The sequence below is a fragment of the Saccharopolyspora sp. NPDC050389 genome (assembly GCF_040655595.1).
In the GTDB taxonomy this organism is placed as follows: Bacteria; Actinomycetota; Actinomycetes; order Mycobacteriales; family Pseudonocardiaceae; genus Saccharopolyspora.
In genome coordinates this window covers 70,399-89,947 of record NZ_JBFAKG010000041.1, presented here as the reverse complement: position 1 = coordinate 89,947, position 19,549 = coordinate 70,399, and the positions used below count along the sequence as shown (strand labels likewise).

Annotated in this window: 19 protein-coding genes; 16 read left to right on the top strand and 3 right to left on the bottom strand. The window is 71.3% G+C overall.

Features of this window, described 5'->3' with window-relative positions; genetic code table 11:
• Positions 1-279: 279 nt before the first annotated feature.
• Entirely contained in the window at positions 280-2,016 is a 1,737-nt protein-coding gene (locus AB0I53_RS25920; protein WP_358607950.1) for a hypothetical protein, read from the bottom strand.
• Here AB0I53_RS25920 and AB0I53_RS25915 point away from each other — a divergent pair.
• The 16 genes from AB0I53_RS25915 (at position 2,011) to AB0I53_RS25840 (ending at position 17,527) form a co-directional block, all read left to right on the top strand.
• Positions 2,011-2,868, top strand: a complete 858-nt coding sequence (locus AB0I53_RS25915) for a hypothetical protein (protein WP_358607948.1) — start codon at positions 2,011-2,013, stop codon at positions 2,866-2,868. The genes AB0I53_RS25920 and AB0I53_RS25915 overlap by 6 nt on opposite strands.
• Positions 2,865-3,875: an HAD-IIA family hydrolase gene (locus tag AB0I53_RS25910; RefSeq protein ID WP_358607945.1), complete on the top strand. Its 1,011-nt coding sequence runs from the start codon at positions 2,865-2,867 to the stop codon at positions 3,873-3,875. Before AB0I53_RS25915 ends, AB0I53_RS25910 begins: the two co-directional genes overlap by 4 nt.
• Positions 3,876-3,971: 96 nt before the next feature.
• Positions 3,972-4,202 carry a hypothetical protein gene (locus tag AB0I53_RS25905; protein WP_358607942.1) on the top strand — a complete coding sequence of 77 codons (231 nt, stop codon included), beginning with the start codon at positions 3,972-3,974 and terminating at the stop codon, positions 4,200-4,202.
• Positions 4,203-4,207: 5 nt separating this feature from the next.
• A complete protein-coding gene (locus tag AB0I53_RS25900; protein WP_358607939.1) occupies positions 4,208-5,047 on the top strand; it encodes a TlyA family RNA methyltransferase in 840 nt (279 codons plus the stop codon).
• A 4-nt stretch (positions 5,048-5,051) separates the two neighbouring features.
• Positions 5,052-5,954, top strand: coding sequence for an NAD kinase (locus tag AB0I53_RS25895; RefSeq protein WP_358607936.1), 903 nt, complete (start codon positions 5,052-5,054; stop codon positions 5,952-5,954).
• A 125-nt stretch (positions 5,955-6,079) separates the two neighbouring features.
• A complete protein-coding gene (recN, locus tag AB0I53_RS25890) occupies positions 6,080-7,891 on the top strand; it encodes a DNA repair protein RecN (RefSeq protein WP_358607961.1) in 1,812 nt (603 codons plus the stop codon).
• 91 nt (positions 7,892-7,982) lie between these two features.
• A complete protein-coding gene (gene steA, locus AB0I53_RS25885; protein ID WP_358607934.1) occupies positions 7,983-9,167 on the top strand; it encodes a putative cytokinetic ring protein SteA in 1,185 nt (394 codons plus the stop codon).
• On the top strand, positions 9,164-10,102 hold the full coding sequence (locus AB0I53_RS25880) for a copper transporter (RefSeq protein ID WP_358607930.1): 939 nt from the start codon (positions 9,164-9,166) through the stop codon (positions 10,100-10,102). Before steA ends, AB0I53_RS25880 begins: the two co-directional genes overlap by 4 nt.
• Positions 10,103-10,336: 234 nt before the next feature.
• The gene (locus AB0I53_RS25875; protein WP_358607927.1) at positions 10,337-12,043 is read left to right on the top strand and encodes a CTP synthase; all 1,707 of its coding nucleotides are present in this window, start codon (positions 10,337-10,339) and stop codon (positions 12,041-12,043) included.
• 224 nt (positions 12,044-12,267) lie between these two features.
• Positions 12,268-12,915: an NUDIX hydrolase gene (locus AB0I53_RS25870; RefSeq protein ID WP_358607924.1), complete on the top strand. Its 648-nt coding sequence runs from the start codon at positions 12,268-12,270 to the stop codon at positions 12,913-12,915.
• The gene (xerD, locus tag AB0I53_RS25865) at positions 12,879-13,859 is read left to right on the top strand and encodes a site-specific tyrosine recombinase XerD (RefSeq protein ID WP_358607921.1); all 981 of its coding nucleotides are present in this window, start codon (positions 12,879-12,881) and stop codon (positions 13,857-13,859) included. Before AB0I53_RS25870 ends, xerD begins: the two co-directional genes overlap by 37 nt.
• A gap of 163 nt (positions 13,860-14,022) precedes the next feature.
• Complete coding sequence (locus AB0I53_RS25860; RefSeq protein ID WP_358607918.1) at positions 14,023-14,964, top strand: ParA family protein; 942 nt, start codon at positions 14,023-14,025, stop codon at positions 14,962-14,964.
• Positions 14,961-15,305, top strand: a complete 345-nt coding sequence (locus tag AB0I53_RS25855) for a hypothetical protein (protein ID WP_358607915.1) — start codon at positions 14,961-14,963, stop codon at positions 15,303-15,305. The genes AB0I53_RS25860 and AB0I53_RS25855 overlap by 4 nt, the downstream gene beginning before the upstream one ends.
• A complete protein-coding gene (locus tag AB0I53_RS25850) occupies positions 15,302-16,153 on the top strand; it encodes a segregation/condensation protein A (RefSeq protein ID WP_358607912.1) in 852 nt (283 codons plus the stop codon). The genes AB0I53_RS25855 and AB0I53_RS25850 overlap by 4 nt, the downstream gene beginning before the upstream one ends.
• A complete protein-coding gene (gene scpB / locus AB0I53_RS25845; protein WP_358607909.1) occupies positions 16,150-16,773 on the top strand; it encodes an SMC-Scp complex subunit ScpB in 624 nt (207 codons plus the stop codon). The genes AB0I53_RS25850 and scpB overlap by 4 nt, the downstream gene beginning before the upstream one ends.
• Positions 16,763-17,527 (top strand): pseudouridine synthase, encoded by a 765-nt coding sequence (locus AB0I53_RS25840; protein ID WP_358607907.1) that lies wholly within the window; start codon positions 16,763-16,765, stop codon positions 17,525-17,527. Before scpB ends, AB0I53_RS25840 begins: the two co-directional genes overlap by 11 nt.
• 139 nt (positions 17,528-17,666) lie before the next feature.
• Here AB0I53_RS25840 and AB0I53_RS25835 read toward each other — a convergent pair whose 3' ends face one another.
• The gene (locus tag AB0I53_RS25835; RefSeq protein ID WP_358607904.1) at positions 17,667-18,842 is read right to left on the bottom strand and encodes a cation:proton antiporter; all 1,176 of its coding nucleotides are present in this window, start codon (positions 18,840-18,842) and stop codon (positions 17,667-17,669) included.
• Positions 18,843-18,962: 120 nt separating this feature from the next.
• Entirely contained in the window at positions 18,963-19,445 is a 483-nt protein-coding gene (locus AB0I53_RS25830) for a TrkA C-terminal domain-containing protein (protein ID WP_358607901.1), read from the bottom strand.
• Positions 19,446-19,549 lie beyond the last annotated feature (104 nt).

Here is a 19,549-nt window from a genome sequence, read left to right as displayed (position 1 = left end):
TCCGAACCCGGTAGCTAAGCTCCCCAGCGCTGATGGTACTGCACTCGACAGGGTGTGGGAGAGTAAGACACCGCCGACACACTATTTAAAGGGGCCGACCGGACCCGTCCTTGGGGACGGTTCTCCGGTCGGCCCCTTCTTTTGTCCGAAAGCCGTTGCTGCGTTCGTTCAGACGCCGCACGGTTCACACGAGTTGCCCCCGCTCACATCAGGGGTGCCACCCTCCGCGACCCGCCATCAGGTGGGACTACGCTGGTGGGAACTTCAGTATTTTCTGCTTCAGGAGGTTCGGTGTCCGGTTCCGACGACACGAGCGGCGGTCCTCGCCGCGGGGCCGGTGCCGGCCGAGGCGGCCAGGGCGGCCGCGGAAACTTCGATCGCCGCGGTTCCTCCGGCGGTCCCCGCCGGGACCGCGACGGAGGCGGCCCGCGCCGCTTCGGCGACCGCGACAACCGCGGCTACCGAAATGATCGCGACGACCGCAACCGGGATGACCGGAACCGGGACGACCGGGGCGGCCGCGACAACTTCGGCGGCGGCCGCGACCGATTCCGCGGCCAGGGCGGGCGCCCCGGCGGCTACCGCGACCGCGACGACCGCGGTGGCTTCCGCCGCGATTCCGACAACCGCGACAGCCGTTTCCGCCGTGACGACAGGCGTGATGACCGCGGCGGCTTCCGTCGCGACGACCGCGGCGACGACCGCCCGCGCCGCTTCAACGACCAGAACGGCCGAGACCGCGGCTTCGACCGTCGCGACGACCGCCCGCGCCGTGACGACCGTGGCGGCTTCCGCAAGGACGACCGTCGCGATGACCGGGGCGGCTTCCGCAAGGATGACCGTGGCGGCTTCCGCAAGGATGACCGTGGCGGGTTCCGCAAGGATGACCGGGGTGGTTTCCGCAAGGACGACCGCGGCGGCTTCCGCAAGGATGACCGCCGCGATGACCGCGGTGGTTTCCGCAAGGATGACCGGGGTGGTTTCCGCAAGGACGACCGCGGCGGCTTCCGCAAGGATGACCGCCGTGACGACCGCGGCGGCTTTCGCAAGGACGACCGTGGCGGATTCCGCCGTGACGATCGCCGCGATGACAAGCATGACGACCGCGGTGGTTTCCGCCGTGACGACAGGCCGCGCCGTGACGACTTCCGCCGTGATGACCGCGGACGCGACGACCGCCGTGACTTCCGGCGCGATGACCGCGGACAGGACGACCGCGGCCGCCGTGACTTCCAGCGGGACGACCGCCCGCGTCGCGACAACTTCCGCCGTGACGACCGAGGTCGCGATGACCGTGGCGGTTTCCGCCGCGACGACCGGGGACGTGACGACCGCCCGCGCCGCGATGACCGCGGCGGGTTCCGCAAGGACGACCGGGGTGGCTTCCGTAAGGACGACCGCCGCGATGACCGGGGCGGTTTCCGTAAGGACGACCGTCGTGACGACCGGGGTGGTTTCCGCAAGGACGACCGCGGCGGCTTCCGCAAGGACGACCGCCGTGACGACCGGGGTGGCTTCCGCAAGTACGACCGCCGTGACGACCGGGGTGGCTTCCGCAAGTACGACCGTCGTGACGACCGGGGTGGCTTCCGTAAGGACGACCGGCCCGGCAAGCCCCGCTTCGACGACCGCCGCCGTGACGACCGGCCCCGTGACGACAGGCCCCGCGATGTCAGGCCGCGTCGTGATGACCGGCCCCGTGACGACCGGCCGCGTCCGCAGGGCGACCGGTTCGACCGCGACCGCGGCGGACGCCCGGACCGGGACCGTCGTGGTGGGGACCACCGCGGCGGAGACCGCAAGGGCGGGCCGCGCGACGGTGGCCGTCGGGACCGGGGTGGCTTCCGGCACGACTCGCCGCGGACCGAGTCGCGCGACGAGGGCGCCGTCGAGTCGGCGGCGAAGCCGGAAGAGCCCCAGCTGCCCGAGGGCCTGGAGCCCGGTGACCTCGACATCGAGATCCGCCGCGAGCTGCTGACGCTGCCCAAGGGCCTGGCCGACAAGGTCGCAGTGCACCTGATCGCCGCCGGCCAGCTGATCGACTCGGAGCCGGAGCGCGCCCTGGAGCACGCGCGGTATGCGCGTCAGCGGGCTCCGCGCATCCCTTCGGTGCGCGAGGCCAACGGCCTCACCGCCTACCTGGTGGGCGAGTGGAACGAGGCGCTGTCGGAGCTGCGCGCCGTCCGGCGGATGGCCGGCGGCCCCGGGCATCTGGCGATCATGGCCGACTGCGAGCGCGCGATGGGACGGCCGGAGCGCGCGGTGGAACTCAGCCGCAGCGAGGAAGCCACCCAGCTCGACCAGGAAGACGCCGTCGAGCTGCGCATCGTCGCCGCGGGCGCGCGCCGGGACCTCGGTGAGATCGATGCCTCGGTGGTGAGCCTGCAGACCGCGGAGCTGGACCCGAAGCTCCAGGAGCCGTGGAGCGCGCGCCTGTTCTACGCCTACGCCGACAACCTGGCGGCGGCCGGGCGGGAGCGGGACGCCTTCACCTGGTTCGTGCACGCGGCCAACGCCGACGACGAGGAAGAGACCGACGCCGCCGACCGCCTCGAGGAGCTCGCCGAGAAGCTGGGCGGCCCGGACGCGGTCGAGGAGCTCGTCACCGAGGCCGAGGCGGCAGCCGAGGTCGACGACGAGGACTTCGAAGACGACTCTGAGGCCGACGACGCCGAGGCCGATGACGACGTCGACGAGCTCGACGAGCAGTCCGAGGACGAGGCCGAGAACGCCGACTCCGAGACGGCCGCCGATGACGAGGCCGTCGAGGAAAAGGTCGCGGACGACAAGGCCGCCGAGCGGTCGGCCGAGTCGGACGCCACCGACGCCGATGCTGACAACGCAGGAGGGGGCGCGCGAGCGCAGTGAGCGGCACGCTTCTCGACGGACATGATGTCGTGCTGTTCGACCTCGACGGCACGGTGTTCCGCGGCGGTGAACTCGTCCCCGGTGCGCTGGAGGCGATCCAGGAGGTGCACCGCCGCGGCGTTCCGGTCCGCTACGTGACCAACAACGCGTCCAAGCCGGACCAGGCCGTGGCCGACCATCTCGTCGGCCTCGGCCTGGACGCGGACCGGACCGAGGTGAGCACCAGCGCCCAGGCCGGTGCCGCGATGCTGGCCGAGAAGCTGCCGTCCGGGTCGAAGGTGCTGGTCGTCGGCTCGCCCGCGCTGGTGTCCGAAGTGGACAAGGCCGGGCTGGTGCCGGTCCGCGGGTTCGCCGACGAGCCGGTCGCGGTCGTGCAGGGGCTGTACACCGAGATCGGGTACCGCGACCTCACCGAGGCCTGCCTGGCGATCCGCGCCGGCGCGCTGTGGGTCTCGTGCAACGGCGACCGCACGCTGCCGACCGAGCGCGGCCTGGCGCCCGGGAACGGTGCGCTCGTCGCGCTCGTGCAGGCGGCCACCGATCAGGATCCGCTGGTGGCGGGCAAGCCCGAGCGCCCGCTGCTGGACCGGGCCGTCGCTTCCGCCGGGGCCGGGGCGCCGCTGATGGTCGGCGATCGGCTCGACACCGACATCGCGGGCGCGGTCAACGCTGGGATGCCGGTGCTGATGGTGCTGACCGGCGTCAGCACGGCGCGGGACCTGCTGGAAGCCACCGCCGACATGCGGCCCGGCTACGTCGGCGCGGATCTCCGTGCGCTGAACCAGCCGGCCGGCGAGGTCGCGATCGGCGCGCAGCCCGGGTGGCAGGTCCGCGTCGACAGCGGCTCGCTGGAACTGGCCGCGCAGGCCGGGGAACAGCCGGGCGATGCGATTTCGGCGCTCCGCGCGCTCTGCGCCGCGTGGTGGGCGGCGTCGTCGGGGCCCGTCGCCGTGCGCGGAGCCGACGAGCGCGCGCAGGATGCGTTGAAGGAACTGGGTTTGGCCTGACCGGCGCATGTCGCGGCGTCGCTGTCGTGACGTTCCGCTAGCGTGGACGCGTCGCCGCTACAGCCATCGCGGCGTGATCGATGGGAGCAGGAGCGGATGACCTCTCCGTGGCAACAGGCGCCGAATCCCGCGACGCTGGCGCGCCCGGCCGACGACGGTCAGCCGGCGATCGACGCCATCGCGGCGGCGGTGGCCGAGCTCGACGAGGTGCGGGAACTGCCGGTGGCCGAGCACGTCGAACGGTTCGAGGCGGTGCACACCGCGCTCACCGATGCGCTGTCGAAGGCCGACAACCTCCTCTCCGGAACGAGTGCACACAGGAGCTGACGGTAGTGCCACGCAAGGCGCGGTTGGATGCCGAACTGGTTCGTCGCGGGCTCGCCCGATCCCGTGAACACGCCGCGGAACTGGTCACCGCCGGACGGGTGAGCGTGCGCGGCATGGTTGCCCGCAAGGCAGCCACCGCGGTTGAGATCGATGCCGCGGTGGTGGTCGCCGAGGACGTCGACGATCCCGGTTGGGCGTCGCGCGGCGCGTACAAGCTGGTCGGGGCGCTGGAGGCGTTCGAGCCGGCCGGGTTGGCCGTTGAAGGCCGGCGCTGCCTGGACGCCGGCGCGTCCACCGGCGGGTTCACCGATGTGCTGCTGCGCCGCGGCGCGCGCGAGGTCGTGGCCGTCGACGTCGGTTACGGGCAGCTGGTCTGGAAGCTGCAGACCGACGAGCGGGTGCGGATCCACGACCGGACGAACGTGCGATCGCTGACGCCGGAAGACATCGACGGCCAGGTGGACCTGGTGGTGGCCGACCTGTCGTTCATCTCGCTGAAGCTGGTGCTGCCCGCGCTGGCCGCCTGCGCCACCCCGACAGCCGATCTGGTTCCGATGATCAAACCGCAGTTCGAGGTGGGCAAACAGCGGCTAGGCTCGGGTGGCGTGGTACGCGATCCCGAGCTGCGGGCGGAAGCGGTCCTCGATGTCGTGCGGTTCGCCGCCGATCTGGGGCTCGGCCTGCGCGGTGTCGTGGCAAGCCCGTTGCCCGGTCCGTCGGGCAACGTCGAGTACTTCGCCTGGCTGCGGCCGGGCGCGAGCACCGATGCGGACGCGGCGGAGGCGCTCGTGGTGGACGCGGTCCGGCAGGGACCGCAGACTGCAGGCAAGAGCTCGCACCGGTGAAGGAGTGGAGTTGACCCGAGAGGTGCTGCTGGTGGTGCACACCGGCAGGCAGCACAACATGCGCACCGCGGAGAAGGTCGCCGGTCAGCTCATCGACGCGGGCCTGCGGGTGCGGGTGCTCGCGGAGGAGGCACCGGAGCTCAGCGCCGACTGCTACCTCCAGGTGGTCGAGCCCGGCCCGGAGGCTGCTGCGGGCACGGAGCTCGTCTTGGTGCTGGGCGGTGACGGGACGCTGCTGCGCGCCGCGGAAATCGCGCGGCTGGCCGACGTGCCGGTCTTCGGCGTGAACCTCGGCCGGGTCGGTTTCCTGGCCGGGGCCGATTCCGACGCGCTCGATGAGGCGGTGGCCGCCGTCGTCGAGTCCCGCTACTACGTCGAGGAGCGGATGACCATCGAGGTCACCGCGAAGCTCGACGGCGAGGTCCTGGTCCGGACCTGGGCGCTGAACGAGGCGAGCGTCGAGAAGAGCAGCCGGGAGCGGATCCTCGACCTGGTCGTCGAGGTCGACGGTCACCCGGTGTCGGCGTTCGGCTGCGACGGCGTGCTGTGTTCCACCCCGACCGGTTCCACGGCGTACGCGTTCTCCGCGGGCGGGCCGGTGGTGTGGCCGGAGGTGCAGGCGCTGCTGGTCGTGCCGAGCAACGCGCACGCCCTCTTCGCCCGCCCGCTGGTGGTGTCGCAGAAGTCGTTGGTGGCGCTGGAGATCGACCAGCACGGCCACCACGCGGTGCTGTTCTGCGACGGCCAGCGCCAGTTCGACCTGCCGCCGGGCGCGCGGGTCGAGGTGGTCGCGGGGAAGGCGCCGCTGCGCCTGGTGCGGCTGCACGACACCGCCTTCACCGATCGCCTGGTGCGCAAGTTCGAGCTCCCCGTCCAGGGCTGGCGCGGCCCCGCCAAGATCGGCTGATTCGGTCTCCGCCTTTTGAAGCGGCGATACCTGCACCGCCGGGCGTATCAGCCACAATTTCAATTCAGGCGCTGATCACACCAGCGGGGCACCACTCCTCGGGTGATGCCGATAGGGTGCTTGATGTGTTGGCGGAGATGCGCATCCAGGGACTGGGCGTCATCGACGACGCCACGCTCGCACTGCATGCCGGCCTGACGGTGGTCACCGGTGAGACCGGCGCCGGTAAGACGATGGTGGTCACCGGGCTGCACCTGCTCGGCGGTGGTCGGGCCGATGCCTCGCGGGTCCGGTCCGGTGCGCAGCGTGCCGTCGTGGAGGGCCGGTTCCAGACCACGATCGACTCGCCGGCGGCCAAGGTCGCCGCCGATGCCGGGGCCGAACCCGACGACGACGGCAGCCTGATCGCGGTGCGGACCGTGACGGCCGACGGCCGGTCGCGGGCGCACCTCGGCGGTCGATCGGTGCCCAACGCCGTGCTTTCCGAGCTGGCCGAGCAGGTGTTGGCCGTGCACGGCCAGAACGATCAGCTCCGGCTGCTGCGGTCCGGCGAGCAGCGCGCGGTGCTGGACCGGTTCGCCGGCGAGCCCGTGCTGCACGTGCTCGCCGACTACCAGCGGGTCCGCGCGGAGTGGGCCGAGGCGGTGCGGGAGCTCACCGAGCGCACCGAACGCTCGCGGGAGCTGGCCAGGGAAGCGGAGTTGCTGCGGCACGGCCTGGCCGAGATCGATGCCGTCGCCCCGGAATCGGGCGAGGACGTCGCACTGGTGGACGAGGCGCGGCGGCTCGCGGACGTCGACCAGCTCCGGGAGATCGCGACGGGCGCTCATCTGGCGCTCACCGGCGCGGTCGACGGTGACCCGGATGCGCCGGGCGCGATCGGCCTGATCGGAGAGGCCCGGCGGCGCCTCGGTGGCGCCGAGGATCCGGCGCTGCGGGAGCTGGAGCCGCGGGTGGCGGAGGCCGTCGCGGTGCTGGCCGACGTGGGCGGCGAGCTCGGCGGCTACCTGGACCGGCTGGACGCCGACCCGGCCCGGCTGGAGCAGGTGCTGGCCCGGCAGGCCGAGTTGAAGCAGCTCACGAAGAAGTACGCCGCGGACGTCGACGGGGTGCTGGCGTGGGCCGATGAAGCGCGCAGCCGACTGTCCGGAATGGACACTTCCGAGGAGGCGCTGGCGGCGCTGGCCGCGCGGCGCGACGAGCTCGCGGTGGAGCTCGCCGAACACGCGGTCGCGGTCTCCGCGGCACGGCAGGAAGCCGCGGTGGGGCTCTCCTCGGCGGTTTCCGAGGAACTCGACGGATTGGCGATGCCGCAGGCGCGGCTGGAAGTCGTCGTCCAGGCGAGGGAAGCCGATCCCGGCGACCCGAACGCGCTGCCGGTGGACGGCAAGACCTTGCACGCCGGCCCGGACGGGGTCGACGAGGTCGAACTGCAGCTGATCGCGCACTCCGGCGCCCCGGCGCTGCCGATCCACAAGGGCGCCTCGGGCGGTGAGCTGTCCCGGGTGATGCTGGCGCTGGAGGTCGTGCTCGCCGACGCGGACACGGTGCCGACGCTGGTCTTCGACGAGGTCGACGCCGGCGTCGGCGGGCGGGCCGCGGTGGAGATCGGGCGGCGGCTGGCCCGCCTGGCCCGGACCCACCAGGTCGTGGTCGTCACCCACCTGCCGCAGGTCGCCGCCTACGCCGACCGCCACCTGGTGGTGGACAAGGGCGCCGCCGACGGCGGGCTGACCCGCAGCGACGTGCGGGTCGTCGCCGACGAGCGGCGGGTGGTCGAGCTGGCGCGGATGCTGGCCGGGATGGATTCCACGGAGACCGGCCGGGCCCACGCGGAGGAACTGCTGGACACCGCGACGGCCTACAAGCTGGCGCAGGCCCGCTTCCGGCGGCGCGGGAAGGCCGCCACCAAGAAGCGGGAACACAGCGGTAAATAGGCCGTTCGGCCCAACGAAATCTGCTGCTTGTGGGTCAATGGCATCGGCGTGGCGTACCAACGACAAGTGATCGATTTGTCACCATCGGTGCATGAAACTCAGCGGTCTGCTTGCCCGTCAGCAGGAAAGCCTGCCCGGTGTGGTCGGGATCGCCAGGGTGGAGCGGCGCCCGGGTGACGTGCTGCGCCGGGTTCGCTCCGGCGACATCGCGGTGATCGACCACGCGGACTTGGACCGGCGCACGGCCGAAGCGCTGGTCTCGGCCGGGGTGATCGGGGTCGTCAACGCCGCCCCGTCGATCTCCGGGCGCTACCCGAACCTCGGGCCCGAGGTGCTGCTGTCGGCCGGCATAGCGCTGGTCGACGGTGTCGGCCCGGAGGTCGCGCACCGGATCAAGGACGGCTCGAAGATCCGGCTGCACGAGGGCGGCGTGTTCGTCGGGGAGCGGGAGGTCGGGCGCGGGACCTCGCAGGACGCCAACTCGGTCGCCGACCTGCTCATCGAGGCGAAGGCCGGGATGTCGACGCAGCTGGAGGCGTTCTCGGCGAACACCATCGAGTTCCTGCGCAAGGAGCGGACGCTGATCCTCGATGGCATCGGCGTGCCCGAGCTGAGCATCTCGATGGAGGGACGCCAGGTGCTCGTCGTGGCGCCGGGCTACGGCCACGCCGACGACCTGCAGCGGTTGAAGAAGTACATCCGCGAGTACCGGCCGGTGCTGATCGGAGTGGAGGGCGGCGCCGAGACGCTGCGCAAGGCCGGGCACAAGCCGGACGTCATCGTCGGCGACCCGGACAGCATCGCCACCGCCACCCTGAAGTGCGGCGCGGAGCTCGTGATCCCGGCTCACCTCGACGGGCACGCGCCCGGCCTGGAGCGCATCCAGGACCTGGGAATCGGCGCGGTGACGTTCCCGGCGTCCGGGAACCCGGAGGACCTGGCGCTGCTGCTCGCCGACGCGCACAAGGCGAGCCTGGTGATCACGGTCGGGTTCCACGCGACGCTGGGCGAGTTCCTCGACCGCGGGCGCTCCGGCTCGAACCCGTCGACGTTCCTCACCCGGCTCCGGTTGGGCAGCAAGGTCATCGACGGCGCCGCGGTGGCGACGCTGCAGCGCAGCCGGACGCCGGTCGGCGCGATCGTGCTGCTGGTCCTCGCGGTGCTGCTGGTGGCCGCCGTGGCGCTGGTGGTCTCCGGGCTCGGCACCGCATTCCTGGGGCTGGTCGGTGACACCGGCGAGTCCGTCTTCGCTTATCTCAAGGGGCTTTTCTCGTGATCTCGTTGCGGTACCACATCGTGTCGATCGCCGCGGTCTTCCTGGCGTTGGCCGTGGGCGTCCTGGTCGGCTCCACGTCGCTCAGCGGCCGGTTGCTGGCGGGCGTGGGCGACGAGCAGCGATCCCTGCAGGAACAGGTCGACAACCTCAACGCCGAGCGGACGATGCTCAAGGCGCAGGTCGCGGCCGCCGACCGGTTCGGCTCGGCGGTCGGGCCGATGGCCGTGCATGGCCAGCTCGCGCAGCGCAGCGTCGTGCTGATCACCTCGGACGACGCCGACGACCAGCAGCGCGACGCGGTCGAGCAGCTGTTGCGCGCGTCGGGTGCGGACGTGGCCGGTGAGGTGCGGCTCGGCCCGTCGTTCGCCGACCCGGGCCGGGCGGACCAGCTGCGGCGGGTGGTCACCGAACTGCTGCCCGCCGGGCTGCAGCTGCCCACGGCGGCCGATCCCGGCACCATGGCCGGCGGCCTGATCGGGCCGTTGGCGCTGCTGAACCCGCAGAACGGGCAGCCGCAGACCGGCGACCAGGAGCGGGCGGCGGCGTTCGCGGGCCTTGCCGACGGCGGCTTCGCGACCGCCTCGCCGGGACTGCGGCCCGCGCAGCTCGCCGTGGTGCTCACCGGCGGCCGGATCGAAAGCGACCGGGCCGGTGACAAGGCCGCGACGCTGGCCCGTTTCGCGGCGCAGCTCGACCGCGCGGGACAGGGCGCGGTGCTCGCCGGCGGCGCGGGCTCGGCAGACGGGACCGGGCCGGTCGGTGTCGTGCGCGCGGATCCGGCGCTGGCGTCGTCGTTGTCCACGGTGGACGACCTGGACAGCGGCTCGGGGCGGGTGGCGATCGTGCTGGCGCTGCGGGAGCAGGCCGAGCGGCAGGCCGGGCACTACGGCGTCGCGAGCAGCGCGCAGGGCCCGGTGCCGGAGACGCGTGGCTAGCCGAGTGTCGATGCTCACCACGGCGGCCCATCACGGCGGATGTGGGCGGTGACCGACGGGTAGGCCGCCGGATAGCGGTTGACCTGGCCGGTCGCCCCGACGCAGCGTGGCAGGTCTCGGTGCACGGCCCCGGTGGTCGTGCGTTAGGCTGGAATTCCGTGGGAGCGACGGATCCAGCCGTCCTGCCAGTGCAGAAATCCAGCCAGGCGACGGCTTGACCACGGGGAGCTTTTGTTGGTGCCGCAAGCACGCACGATCAAGCACGTTTTCGTCACGGGGGGCGTGGCCTCCTCGTTGGGTAAGGGGCTCACGGCATCCAGCCTGGGCGAACTGCTGACCTCCCGCGGCCTGCGGGTGACCATGCAGAAGCTCGACCCGTACCTGAACGTCGATCCGGGAACGATGAACCCGTTCCAGCACGGTGAGGTGTTCGTGACCGAGGACGGCGCCGAGACCGACCTCGACATCGGGCACTACGAGCGGTTCCTGGACCGCGACCTGACCCGCAACGCCAACGTGACGACCGGCCAGGTGTACTCGGCGGTCATCGCCAAGGAGCGCCGCGGTGAGTACCTGGGCGACACGGTGCAGGTGATCCCGCACATCACCGACCAGATCAAGGCCCGGATCCGGGCGATGGCCGAGCCGGACGAGGACGGCCGCACGCCGGACGTGGTGATCACCGAGGTCGGCGGCACGGTCGGCGACATCGAGTCGCTGCCGTTCCTGGAGGCCTGCCGGCAGGTCCGGCACGACGTCGGCCGCGACAACTGCTTCTTCCTGCACGTGTCGCTGGTGCCGTTCCTGGCGCCCTCGGGCGAGCTGAAGACCAAGCCCACGCAGCACTCGGTGGCGGCGCTGCGCAACATCGGCATCCAGCCCGACGCGCTGGTGTGCCGGGCGGACCGGGACCTGCCGGAAGACCTCAAGCGCAAGATCGCCCTGATGTGCGACGTGGACTCCGACGGCGTGGTGGCCTGCCCGGACGCGCCGTCGATCTACGACATCCCGCGGGTGCTGCACGGCGAGGGCCTGGACGCCTACCTGGTGCGGCGGCTCGGGCTGCCGTTCCGCGACGTCGACTGGTCGGTGTGGGGCGACCTGCTGGACCGGGTGCACAAACCGTCGGAGCGGGTGCGGATCGCGCTGGTCGGCAAGTACGTCGACCTGCCGGACGCCTACCTGTCGGTCACGGAGGCGCTGCGCGCCGGTGGGTTCGCGAACCGGGCGAAGGTGGAGATCTCCTGGGTCGGCTCGGACACCTGCGAGACCGAGGCGGGCGCGGCGCAGGCGCTGTCCGGAATGGACGGCGTGCTGATCCCGGGCGGCTTCGGGGTGCGCGGCATCGAGGGCAAGCTCGGCGCGATCCGCTACGCGCGGACGAACGGCATCCCGGTGCTGGGGTTGTGCCTGGGCCTGCAGTGCATGGTGATCGAGACGGCGCGTTCGCTGGCCGGGCTGGAGCGGGCCAACTCCACGGAGTTCGAGGAGCCCGCCAAGCACCCGGTGATCAGCACGATGGCCGACCAGCACGACGTGATCTCCGGTGACCGGGACATGGGCGGCACCATGCGGCTGGGTTCGTACCCGGCGAAGTTGCAGGAGGGCTCGATCGTCGCCGAGGCGTACGGCTCCACCGAGGTCGCCGAGCGGCACCGGCACCGCTACGAGGTGAACAACTCCTACCGGGACCGGTTGGGCAAGGCGGGCCTGGTGTTCTCGGGCACCTCCCCGGACGACCGGCTGGTGGAGTTCGTCGAGCTGCCGCGCGAGGTGCACCCGTTCTTCGTGGGCACGCAAGCGCACCCGGAGCTCAAGAGCCGTCCCACCCGCCCGCACCCGCTGTTCGCGGCGTTCGTGAAGGCGGCCCTGGACTACCGCGCCGCGGAGCGGCTCCCGGTGGAGCTGGAGCCCGTCCAGGAGCCGGCGCCCAGTGCGTGATCTTCGTTCGCGCTGAGGAATGCTTCGATACTGGCCTGCGTGGCGGTGCGGGTGGCGGAACCTCAGACGCCGTCGCGCTGTGGGATCCCCGACATCATGAATGCCAATTCACCACGTCGGGGCTGTCCTCGCGAGAAGACGTCTGAGAACCCGCGGCGGTGCAAGCTGAGTCCCACACCGCAAGCGGCTGCCGCCGCTTTAAAAACAGACTTTAAGGTGGCGGCGTGGACACGACGGATCACGGTGTCGCGCGCACCGATGGCGAGCATGAATTCACCACCCTGGCCAGCGAGGACGTGTACGTGGGGAAGATCCTCGCGTTGCGGGCCGACGAGGTCGGGATGCCCGGTGGCGGGCACGCGCGCCGCGAGGTCGTCGAGCACCTCGGGGCGGTCGCGGTGGTGGCCGTGGACGAGCACGACCAGGTCGTGCTGATCCACCAGTACCGGTATCCGCTCGGCCGGCGGCTCTGGGAGCTGCCGGCCGGGCTGCTGGACGTGGCGGGCGAGGAGCCGGTGCGCACGGCGCAGCGGGAGCTCGCCGAGGAGGCGGGGCTCGCGGCCCAGGACTGGTCGGTGCTGGTCGACGTCGCCACGTCGCCGGGCTTCACCGACGAGTGCGTCCGGGTGTTCCTGGCCACCGGGCTGTCCGATGTGGATCGTCCGGCGGCGGTCGGGGACGAGGAGGCGGACCTGGTGATCCGGCGCTTCCCGCTGGCCGAGGCGGTGCGGATGGCGCTGGCCGGGGAGATCGTCAACGGTCCCGGCGTGGCCGGGCTGCTCGCCGCCCAGGCTGTTCGCGACGGCCGGGCGCAGGCGCGCCCGGCGGACGCCGAATGGCCGGATCGGCCCCAGCGCTTCGCCGCCCGGTGAGGGGTTTCGAGGAGCTGCCGCCGGATCTGCGCGGGGCGATCACCGGATACCTCGACCACCTCGCCGTCGAGCGCGGCACCGCCCGCAGCACCCTCGACTCCTACGCCAGGGATCTGCGCCGGTACGCCGAGTTCCTGGCCGGGGCGGGGATTTCCGGGCTCGCCGAGGTGCGCTCGGAGCACCTGTCCGGATTCCTGGCCGAGCTTCGGGAAGGCACCGAGCAGCGGCCCGCGCTCGCGCCTTCGTCGTCGGCCCGGGCCCTGGTGGCCGCTCGCGGCCTGCACCGCTTCGCGTACGCCGAAGGGCAACTGGCGGTCGACGTCGCGCGCGAGGTCGCGCCGCCGAGCCTGCCCAAGCGGCTGCCGAAGGCGCTGCCCATCGATGACGTCGGGAAGCTGCTCGATCACGCCGGTGGCGACGACGCCCGGGGCATGCGGGACCGGGCACTGCTGGAGCTGCTGTATTCGACGGGTGCGCGGATCTCCGAGGCGGTCGGGTTGGATCTCGACGACATCGACGGCACCAACCGCACCGTCTTGCTGGACGGCAAGGGCGGCCGCCAGCGGCTGGTGCCCATCGGCCGGCCGGCGCTGGCGGCGCTGGACGCGTACCTGGTGCGAGCCCGGCCCGGTTTGGCGACGCGCGGGCGCGGAAACGCCGCGGTGTTCCTGAATTCGCGCGGAACCCGCCTTTCCCGGCAAAGCGCGTGGAACGCGCTGAAGATCGCCGCGCAGCGCGCCGGAATCGGCGGCTCGGTTTCGCCGCACGTGCTGCGGCACTCGTTCGCCACGCACCTCGTGGAGGGCGGCGCCGACGTCCGCGTGGTGCAGGAGCTCCTCGGCCACGCCTCGGTCACGACGACCCAGGTCTACACCCTGATCACCGTGAACACGCTGCGGGAGGTCTACGCGACGGCCCATCCGCGCGCACACGCTACGGAGTGAGTTGGTGACGTTGCGAATGCGGGTTGGCGGCGCAGGGGGTAGACGTTGATCACACGGAGATCACAGGGAACTTCCGATACGTCGGCGAGGCGCGTTGCCGCTGGTAACGAATGCCACTTAGGCTGCGTTTGATCGCCACCGGCACCAAAGGAGTCAGATCGCCATGTCGCTACCGCAGCCCGCCGCCGAAGGGCGGCCCCGGGGCGCGGTCGACCTGAGCATCGCCCCGGAGACGACGGGTCGCGCGGAAGACGTCGGCCTCGCGCCGAATCCGCGCGGTCTCGGTCCGACTGGCCGGCCACGTCGGCACATCCCGGAGCCGCCGTTGCTGGACCGGCACGGTCCCGCGTCGGTGCTCGCGATGTGCAACCAGAAGGGCGGCGTCGGGAAGACCACGTCGACGATCAACCTCGGCGCAGCGCTGGCGGAGTACGGACGCCGGGTGCTGCTGGTGGATTTCGATCCGCAGGGCGCGCTCTCGGTCGGCCTCGGTGTCCAGCCGCACCAGCTCGACCAGACCATCTACAACGTGATCATGGAACGCCCGGTCGTCGTCCAGGACGTGGTGCGGCAGACCAGCGTCGAAGGCATGGACCTGCTGCCCAGCAACATCGACCTGTCCGCGGCCGAGGTTCAGCTGGTCGCCGAGGTGGGCCGGGAGCAGACCCTGCACCGGGTGCTGCAGCCGGCGCTGGCGGAGTACGACTACGTGCTGGTGGACTGCCAGCCGTCGCTGGGCCTGCTGACGGTGAACGCGTTGGCGGCCGCGGACGGCGTGATAATCCCGTTGGAGTGCGAGTTCTTCAGCCTGCGCGGGGTGGCGCTGCTGATCGACACCATCGAGAAGGTCCGGGAGCGGCTGAACCCGAAGCTGGAGATCAGCGGCATCCTGGCGACCATGTTCGACCCGCGCACGCTGCACTCCCGCGAGGTGATGGCGCGCGTCGTCGAGGCGTTCGGCGACGTCGTCTTCGACGCCGTGATCAACCGCACGGTGCGGTTCCCGGAGACCACGGTGGCCGGCGAACCGATCACCCGCTGGGCGCCCCGCTCGGCCGGCGCCCAGGCGTACCGGGAGCTGGCGCGCGAGGTGATCGCCCGATGAGTCGGCGGGTCGCCCTGCCAGGAGCTGCCGAACTGTTCCGTACTACTGTTCCTCGGACGGATCAGGCGGACCCGCCGGAGCCGGAGCCGGCCGCGGCACAGCCCGCGGGTGGCCGGTCCGGTTCGGGGCGGCGCAAGCACGATTCGAAGATCACCGTGTACGTGTCCGACGAGGAGTTGCTGGGCTTGGAGCAGGCGCGGCTGGCATTGCGGGCCGACCACGGCATCGCCGTGGACCGGGGCCGGGTGGTGCGCGAAGCGGTTGCCGTGGTGCTCGCCGACCTCGATCGCAACGGCGCGGACTCGGTGCTGGTCCGGCGCCTGCAGGAGCCCGGCGAGTGACAGACCCCGCGGTACCGGAGGAACGGTCGAACGAGGACTCCGGCGCGAACGGCCGGTTCATGGTGCGGCTGGAGAACTTCGAAGGCCCCTTCGACCTGCTGCTGCAGCTGATCTCGCAACACCAGCTGGACGTCACCGAGGTGGCGCTGCACAAGGTCACCGACGAGTTCATCGCCTACACCAAGGCGCTCGGCGAGCATTGGGACCTGGACGAGACCACCGAGTTCCTGGTGGTCGCCGCGACCCTGCTGGACTTGAAGGCGGCCCGGCTGCTGCCCTCCGCGGATGTGGAGGACGAGGCCGACCTTGCGCTGCTGGAGGCCCGCGACCTGCTCTTCGCCCGGTTGCTGCAATACCGCGCCTACAAGCAGGTCGCCGCGTTGTTCGGCGAGTTGGAGGCCGGGGCGCTGCGGCGCTATCCGCGCTCGGTGTCGGTGGAGGACCGGTTCGTGAACCTCCTGCCGGAGGTGGTGATCGGGGTTCCGCCGGAGCGGTTCGCCGAGATCGCGGCCGCGGTGTTCCGGCCGAAGCCGCCGCCGACCGTTTCGCTGGACCACATCCACCAGCACGGCGTTTCGGTGCGCGAGCACGCGGCGCTGCTGCGGGTGCGGCTGGCGGAGAAGGGCAGTGCGACGTTCGCGGAGCTCGTGTCGGACTGCGGGCACACCGTCGAGGTGGTGGCGCGGTTCCTGGCACTGCTGGAGCTCTACCGGGAGAAGGTCTTGCAGTTCGAGCAGGAGGACCCGCTGGGCGAACTGCTCGTGCGCTGGGTTGGCGGCAGCGTGGCGGAGGCGCAGGCCGACGCCGAGGAGCAGCGCGCCAGCCAGGACGAAGAGGAGTACGGGTGACCGCAGCGAACGACGAGAGCCCCGAGGCGCCGCCGGCGGCGGAGCCCGAGGCGGTGGAGACGCCGGGCGTGCCGGACCTGACCTCCGATTCCGCGCTGGACGCGGCGTTGGAGGCGCTGCTGCTCGTGGTGGACGTGCCGGCGGGCGAGGAGCTGCTGGCCGACACGCTGGAGCAGCCGGTGGCCCGGGTCCGGGCCGCGCTGCGGCGGCTTTCCGACGGTTACGCCGAGGCGGAGCGCGGCGTGGACCTGCGGCGCGTCGGGGACGGATGGCGGTTCTACACGCGGGAGACGTACGCGCCGTACGTGGAGCGGTACCTGCTGGACGGGCAGCGCTCGAAGCTGACGCGCGCCGCGCTGGAGACCCTCGCGGTGATCTCCTACCGGCAGCCGGTGACGCGTTCGCGGGTCGCGGCAGTACGGGGTGTGAACGTCGACGGCGTCATCCGTACTCTGGTAGGGCGCGGCCTTATCGAAGAGGCCGGAACCGACCCGGAGACGGGCGGCATCCTGTACTGCACGACCGAGCTGTTCCTGGAGCGGCTGGGGCTGTCGTCGCTGAAGGAATTGCCGCCGCTCGCCCCCTTGTTGCCCGAAGTGGATTCGATTGATGACGTCTGAGCACCGTTCCCCGTCCAGCAAAGCCGATTCCGAAGGCGTGCGGCTGCAGAAAGTGTTGTCCCAGGCCGGGGTGGCGTCGCGGCGCGCGGCCGAGGAGATGATCGTCGAGGGTCGGATCGAGGTCGACGGCGAGCTCGTCACCGAGCTGGGACGGCGCGTCGACCCGGCGACCGCGGTGATCCACGTGGACGGCAACCGGGTGATGGTCAACGACGACCTGACGCACCTGCTGCTGAACAAGCCGAGCGGCATCCTGTGCACCATGTCGGACGACAAGGGTCGCCCGTGCATCGGTGACTACCTGCGGGAACGGCAGGGCAAGCTGTTCCACGTCGGCCGGCTGGACCAGGACACCGAGGGCCTGCTGCTGATCACCAACGACGGGGAGCTGGCGAACCGGCTGATGCACCCGTCGTACAAGGTGCGCAAGACCTACCTGGCCGAGGTGCTGGGGTCGATCCCGAAGGATCTCGGGCAGCGGCTGCGCGACGGCGTGCAGCTGGAGGACGGCCTGGTGAAGGTGGACCGGTTCAAGCTGGTCGACATGAACCAGAACCGGGCGCTGGTGGAGATCGTGCTGCACGAGGGCCGCAACCGGATCGTGCGGCGGCTGCTCAAGCACGTCGGCTTCCCGGTGCAGCGCCTGGTGCGGACGAGGATCGGCGACGTGCGGCTGACCAGCGAGCGCCCGGGCGCGATCCGGCCGCTGAACCAGCAGGAAGTCGGCTCGCTGTACCGGGCCGTCGGCCTCTGAGGCTTTTCAGACCCGTCTTGCGCTGGTGCGACCGGCTCGCTATGTCTACAGCGTTAATGGATTCAGTGTTGAGTGAAATTTAGTCTCCGAGAGAAAGCCTTCGGCCGATCCGCTCTGGACCGGCCGAAGGCTTTTTTGCTCAGACCTTCTTGGCCTGGCGGGAGAGGAAGAGGCGGGCCACCGGCTCGACGACCCGGGCCGCCACCGGGCCGAGGATCGCCATCAGCAGCACGTAGGCCGTGGCGAGCGCCGCGAGCTCGCCCGGCACCGCTCCCGAGGCGACCGCCAAACCGGCGATCACGATGGAGAACTCACCGCGCGCGACCAGCGCGGCACCGGCCCGCAGTCGACCCATCTTGCCGACGCCCTGCATCCGGGCGGCGAACCAGCCGGTGATCACCTTCGTCACCACGGTCGCCACCGCCAGCAGCAGCGCGATCGGCAGCACCGGCGGGATCTGGCTGGGGTCGGTGTTCAGGCCGAACACGACGAAGAACAGCGCGGCGAACAGGTCGCGGAGCGGCTCCAGCATCCGGGTCGCGTTCGCCGCCGTGGACCCGGAGATCGCGATGCCCAGCAGGAACGAGCCGACCGCCGCCGAGACCTGCAGTTCCGAGGCGATGCCCGCGACCAGCAGCGCCGAACCCAGCAGGCGCAGCAGGAAGACCTCCGGGTCGGGGCTGTCGATCAGCGCGGAGACGTACTTGCCGAAGCGCAGCGCGACGACCAGCACCAGGGTGATCACGACCAGCGACACCCCGACCGCGGTGAGGCCGCCGAGGAAGCTGACCCCGGCCAGCACGGCGGTCAGGATCGGCAGGTAGACGGCCATCGCGAGGTCTTCGAAGACCAGGATCGACAGGATCACCGGCGTTTCCCGGTTGCCCAGCCGACCCAGGTCGCCGAGCACCTTCGCGACGATGCCGGAGGAGGAGATGTAGGTGACGCCGGCCATGGTGAGCGCGCCGAGCGGGCCCCAGCCCAGCAGCAGCGCCACCAGCGCGCCGGGCACCGCGTTCAGCACGATGTCGATGATGCCGGCCAGCCACGAGCGGCGTAAGCCGGTGACGAGTTCACCCGCGGAGTACTCCAGGCCCAGCAGCAACAGCAGCAGGACCACGCCGATTTCGGAGGCCAGGTGGGTGAACGGCTCGATGCCGTGCAGCGGGACCAGGCCGCCGGTGCCGAAGGCCAGCCCACCGAGCAGGTAGAGCGGGATCGGTGACACCCCGATTTTCCATGCGAGTCTCCCGAGGATGCCCAGACCGAAGAAAACCGCACCCAGCTCTATTAGGGAGATCGCCGTGTCGTGCACCGTGTTTCCTCTCGCGTGTTCCCTGCGTATGGAGTTGTTAGGGGTTCGGCACGCGTTGGACCGCCGTTGGTGACGCGTGTCCCGGTCCGGTGACCGGGAAAGTGTTCGGGGCGGGCTTCGTCAGCCCTTTTCCAGGATTTCGCTGGCGGCGCGCAGCCCCTTCGAGGTGCCCACGACGACCACCAGGTCCCCGGCGGCGAACTGGAAGTCCGGCCGCGGCGAGGGATGCACGGTGCCGTCCCGGACGACCGCGACGATCGAGGCCGAGGTGCGGGTGCGCATCTCGGTGTCGCCGAGGGTGCGGCCGGCGTACGGGGAGCCCGAGGCGACGGACAGCTGCCAGGTGGTGATCCCGGCGACCTCGCTCTGCTGCTCGTTGAGCTGCGCGACCAGCTGCGGGGCGCCCAGCAGGTTGGCCAGCGTGCTGGTCTCGGTGGTGGTCAGGGCCACCGAAGCGGCCACCTTGTCCGGGTCCTCGTGGTCGGAGACGATCAGCTCGAACCGGCCGTCGCGGTAGGTGATCACGCCGATGCGGTGGCCGGAGCGGGTGGTGAAGTCCTGCTGCGTGCCGAGCCCCGGCAAGGGGGTCACTGTTACGTCCACGTCCAAGACTGTATTAGGAGATCTTTCGTATTTGTCCCACGGTCCGGATGGATCTGGACGCGATTGGGATGCGCGTGGGCGGACCAGGCAGAATGGACGGTTGG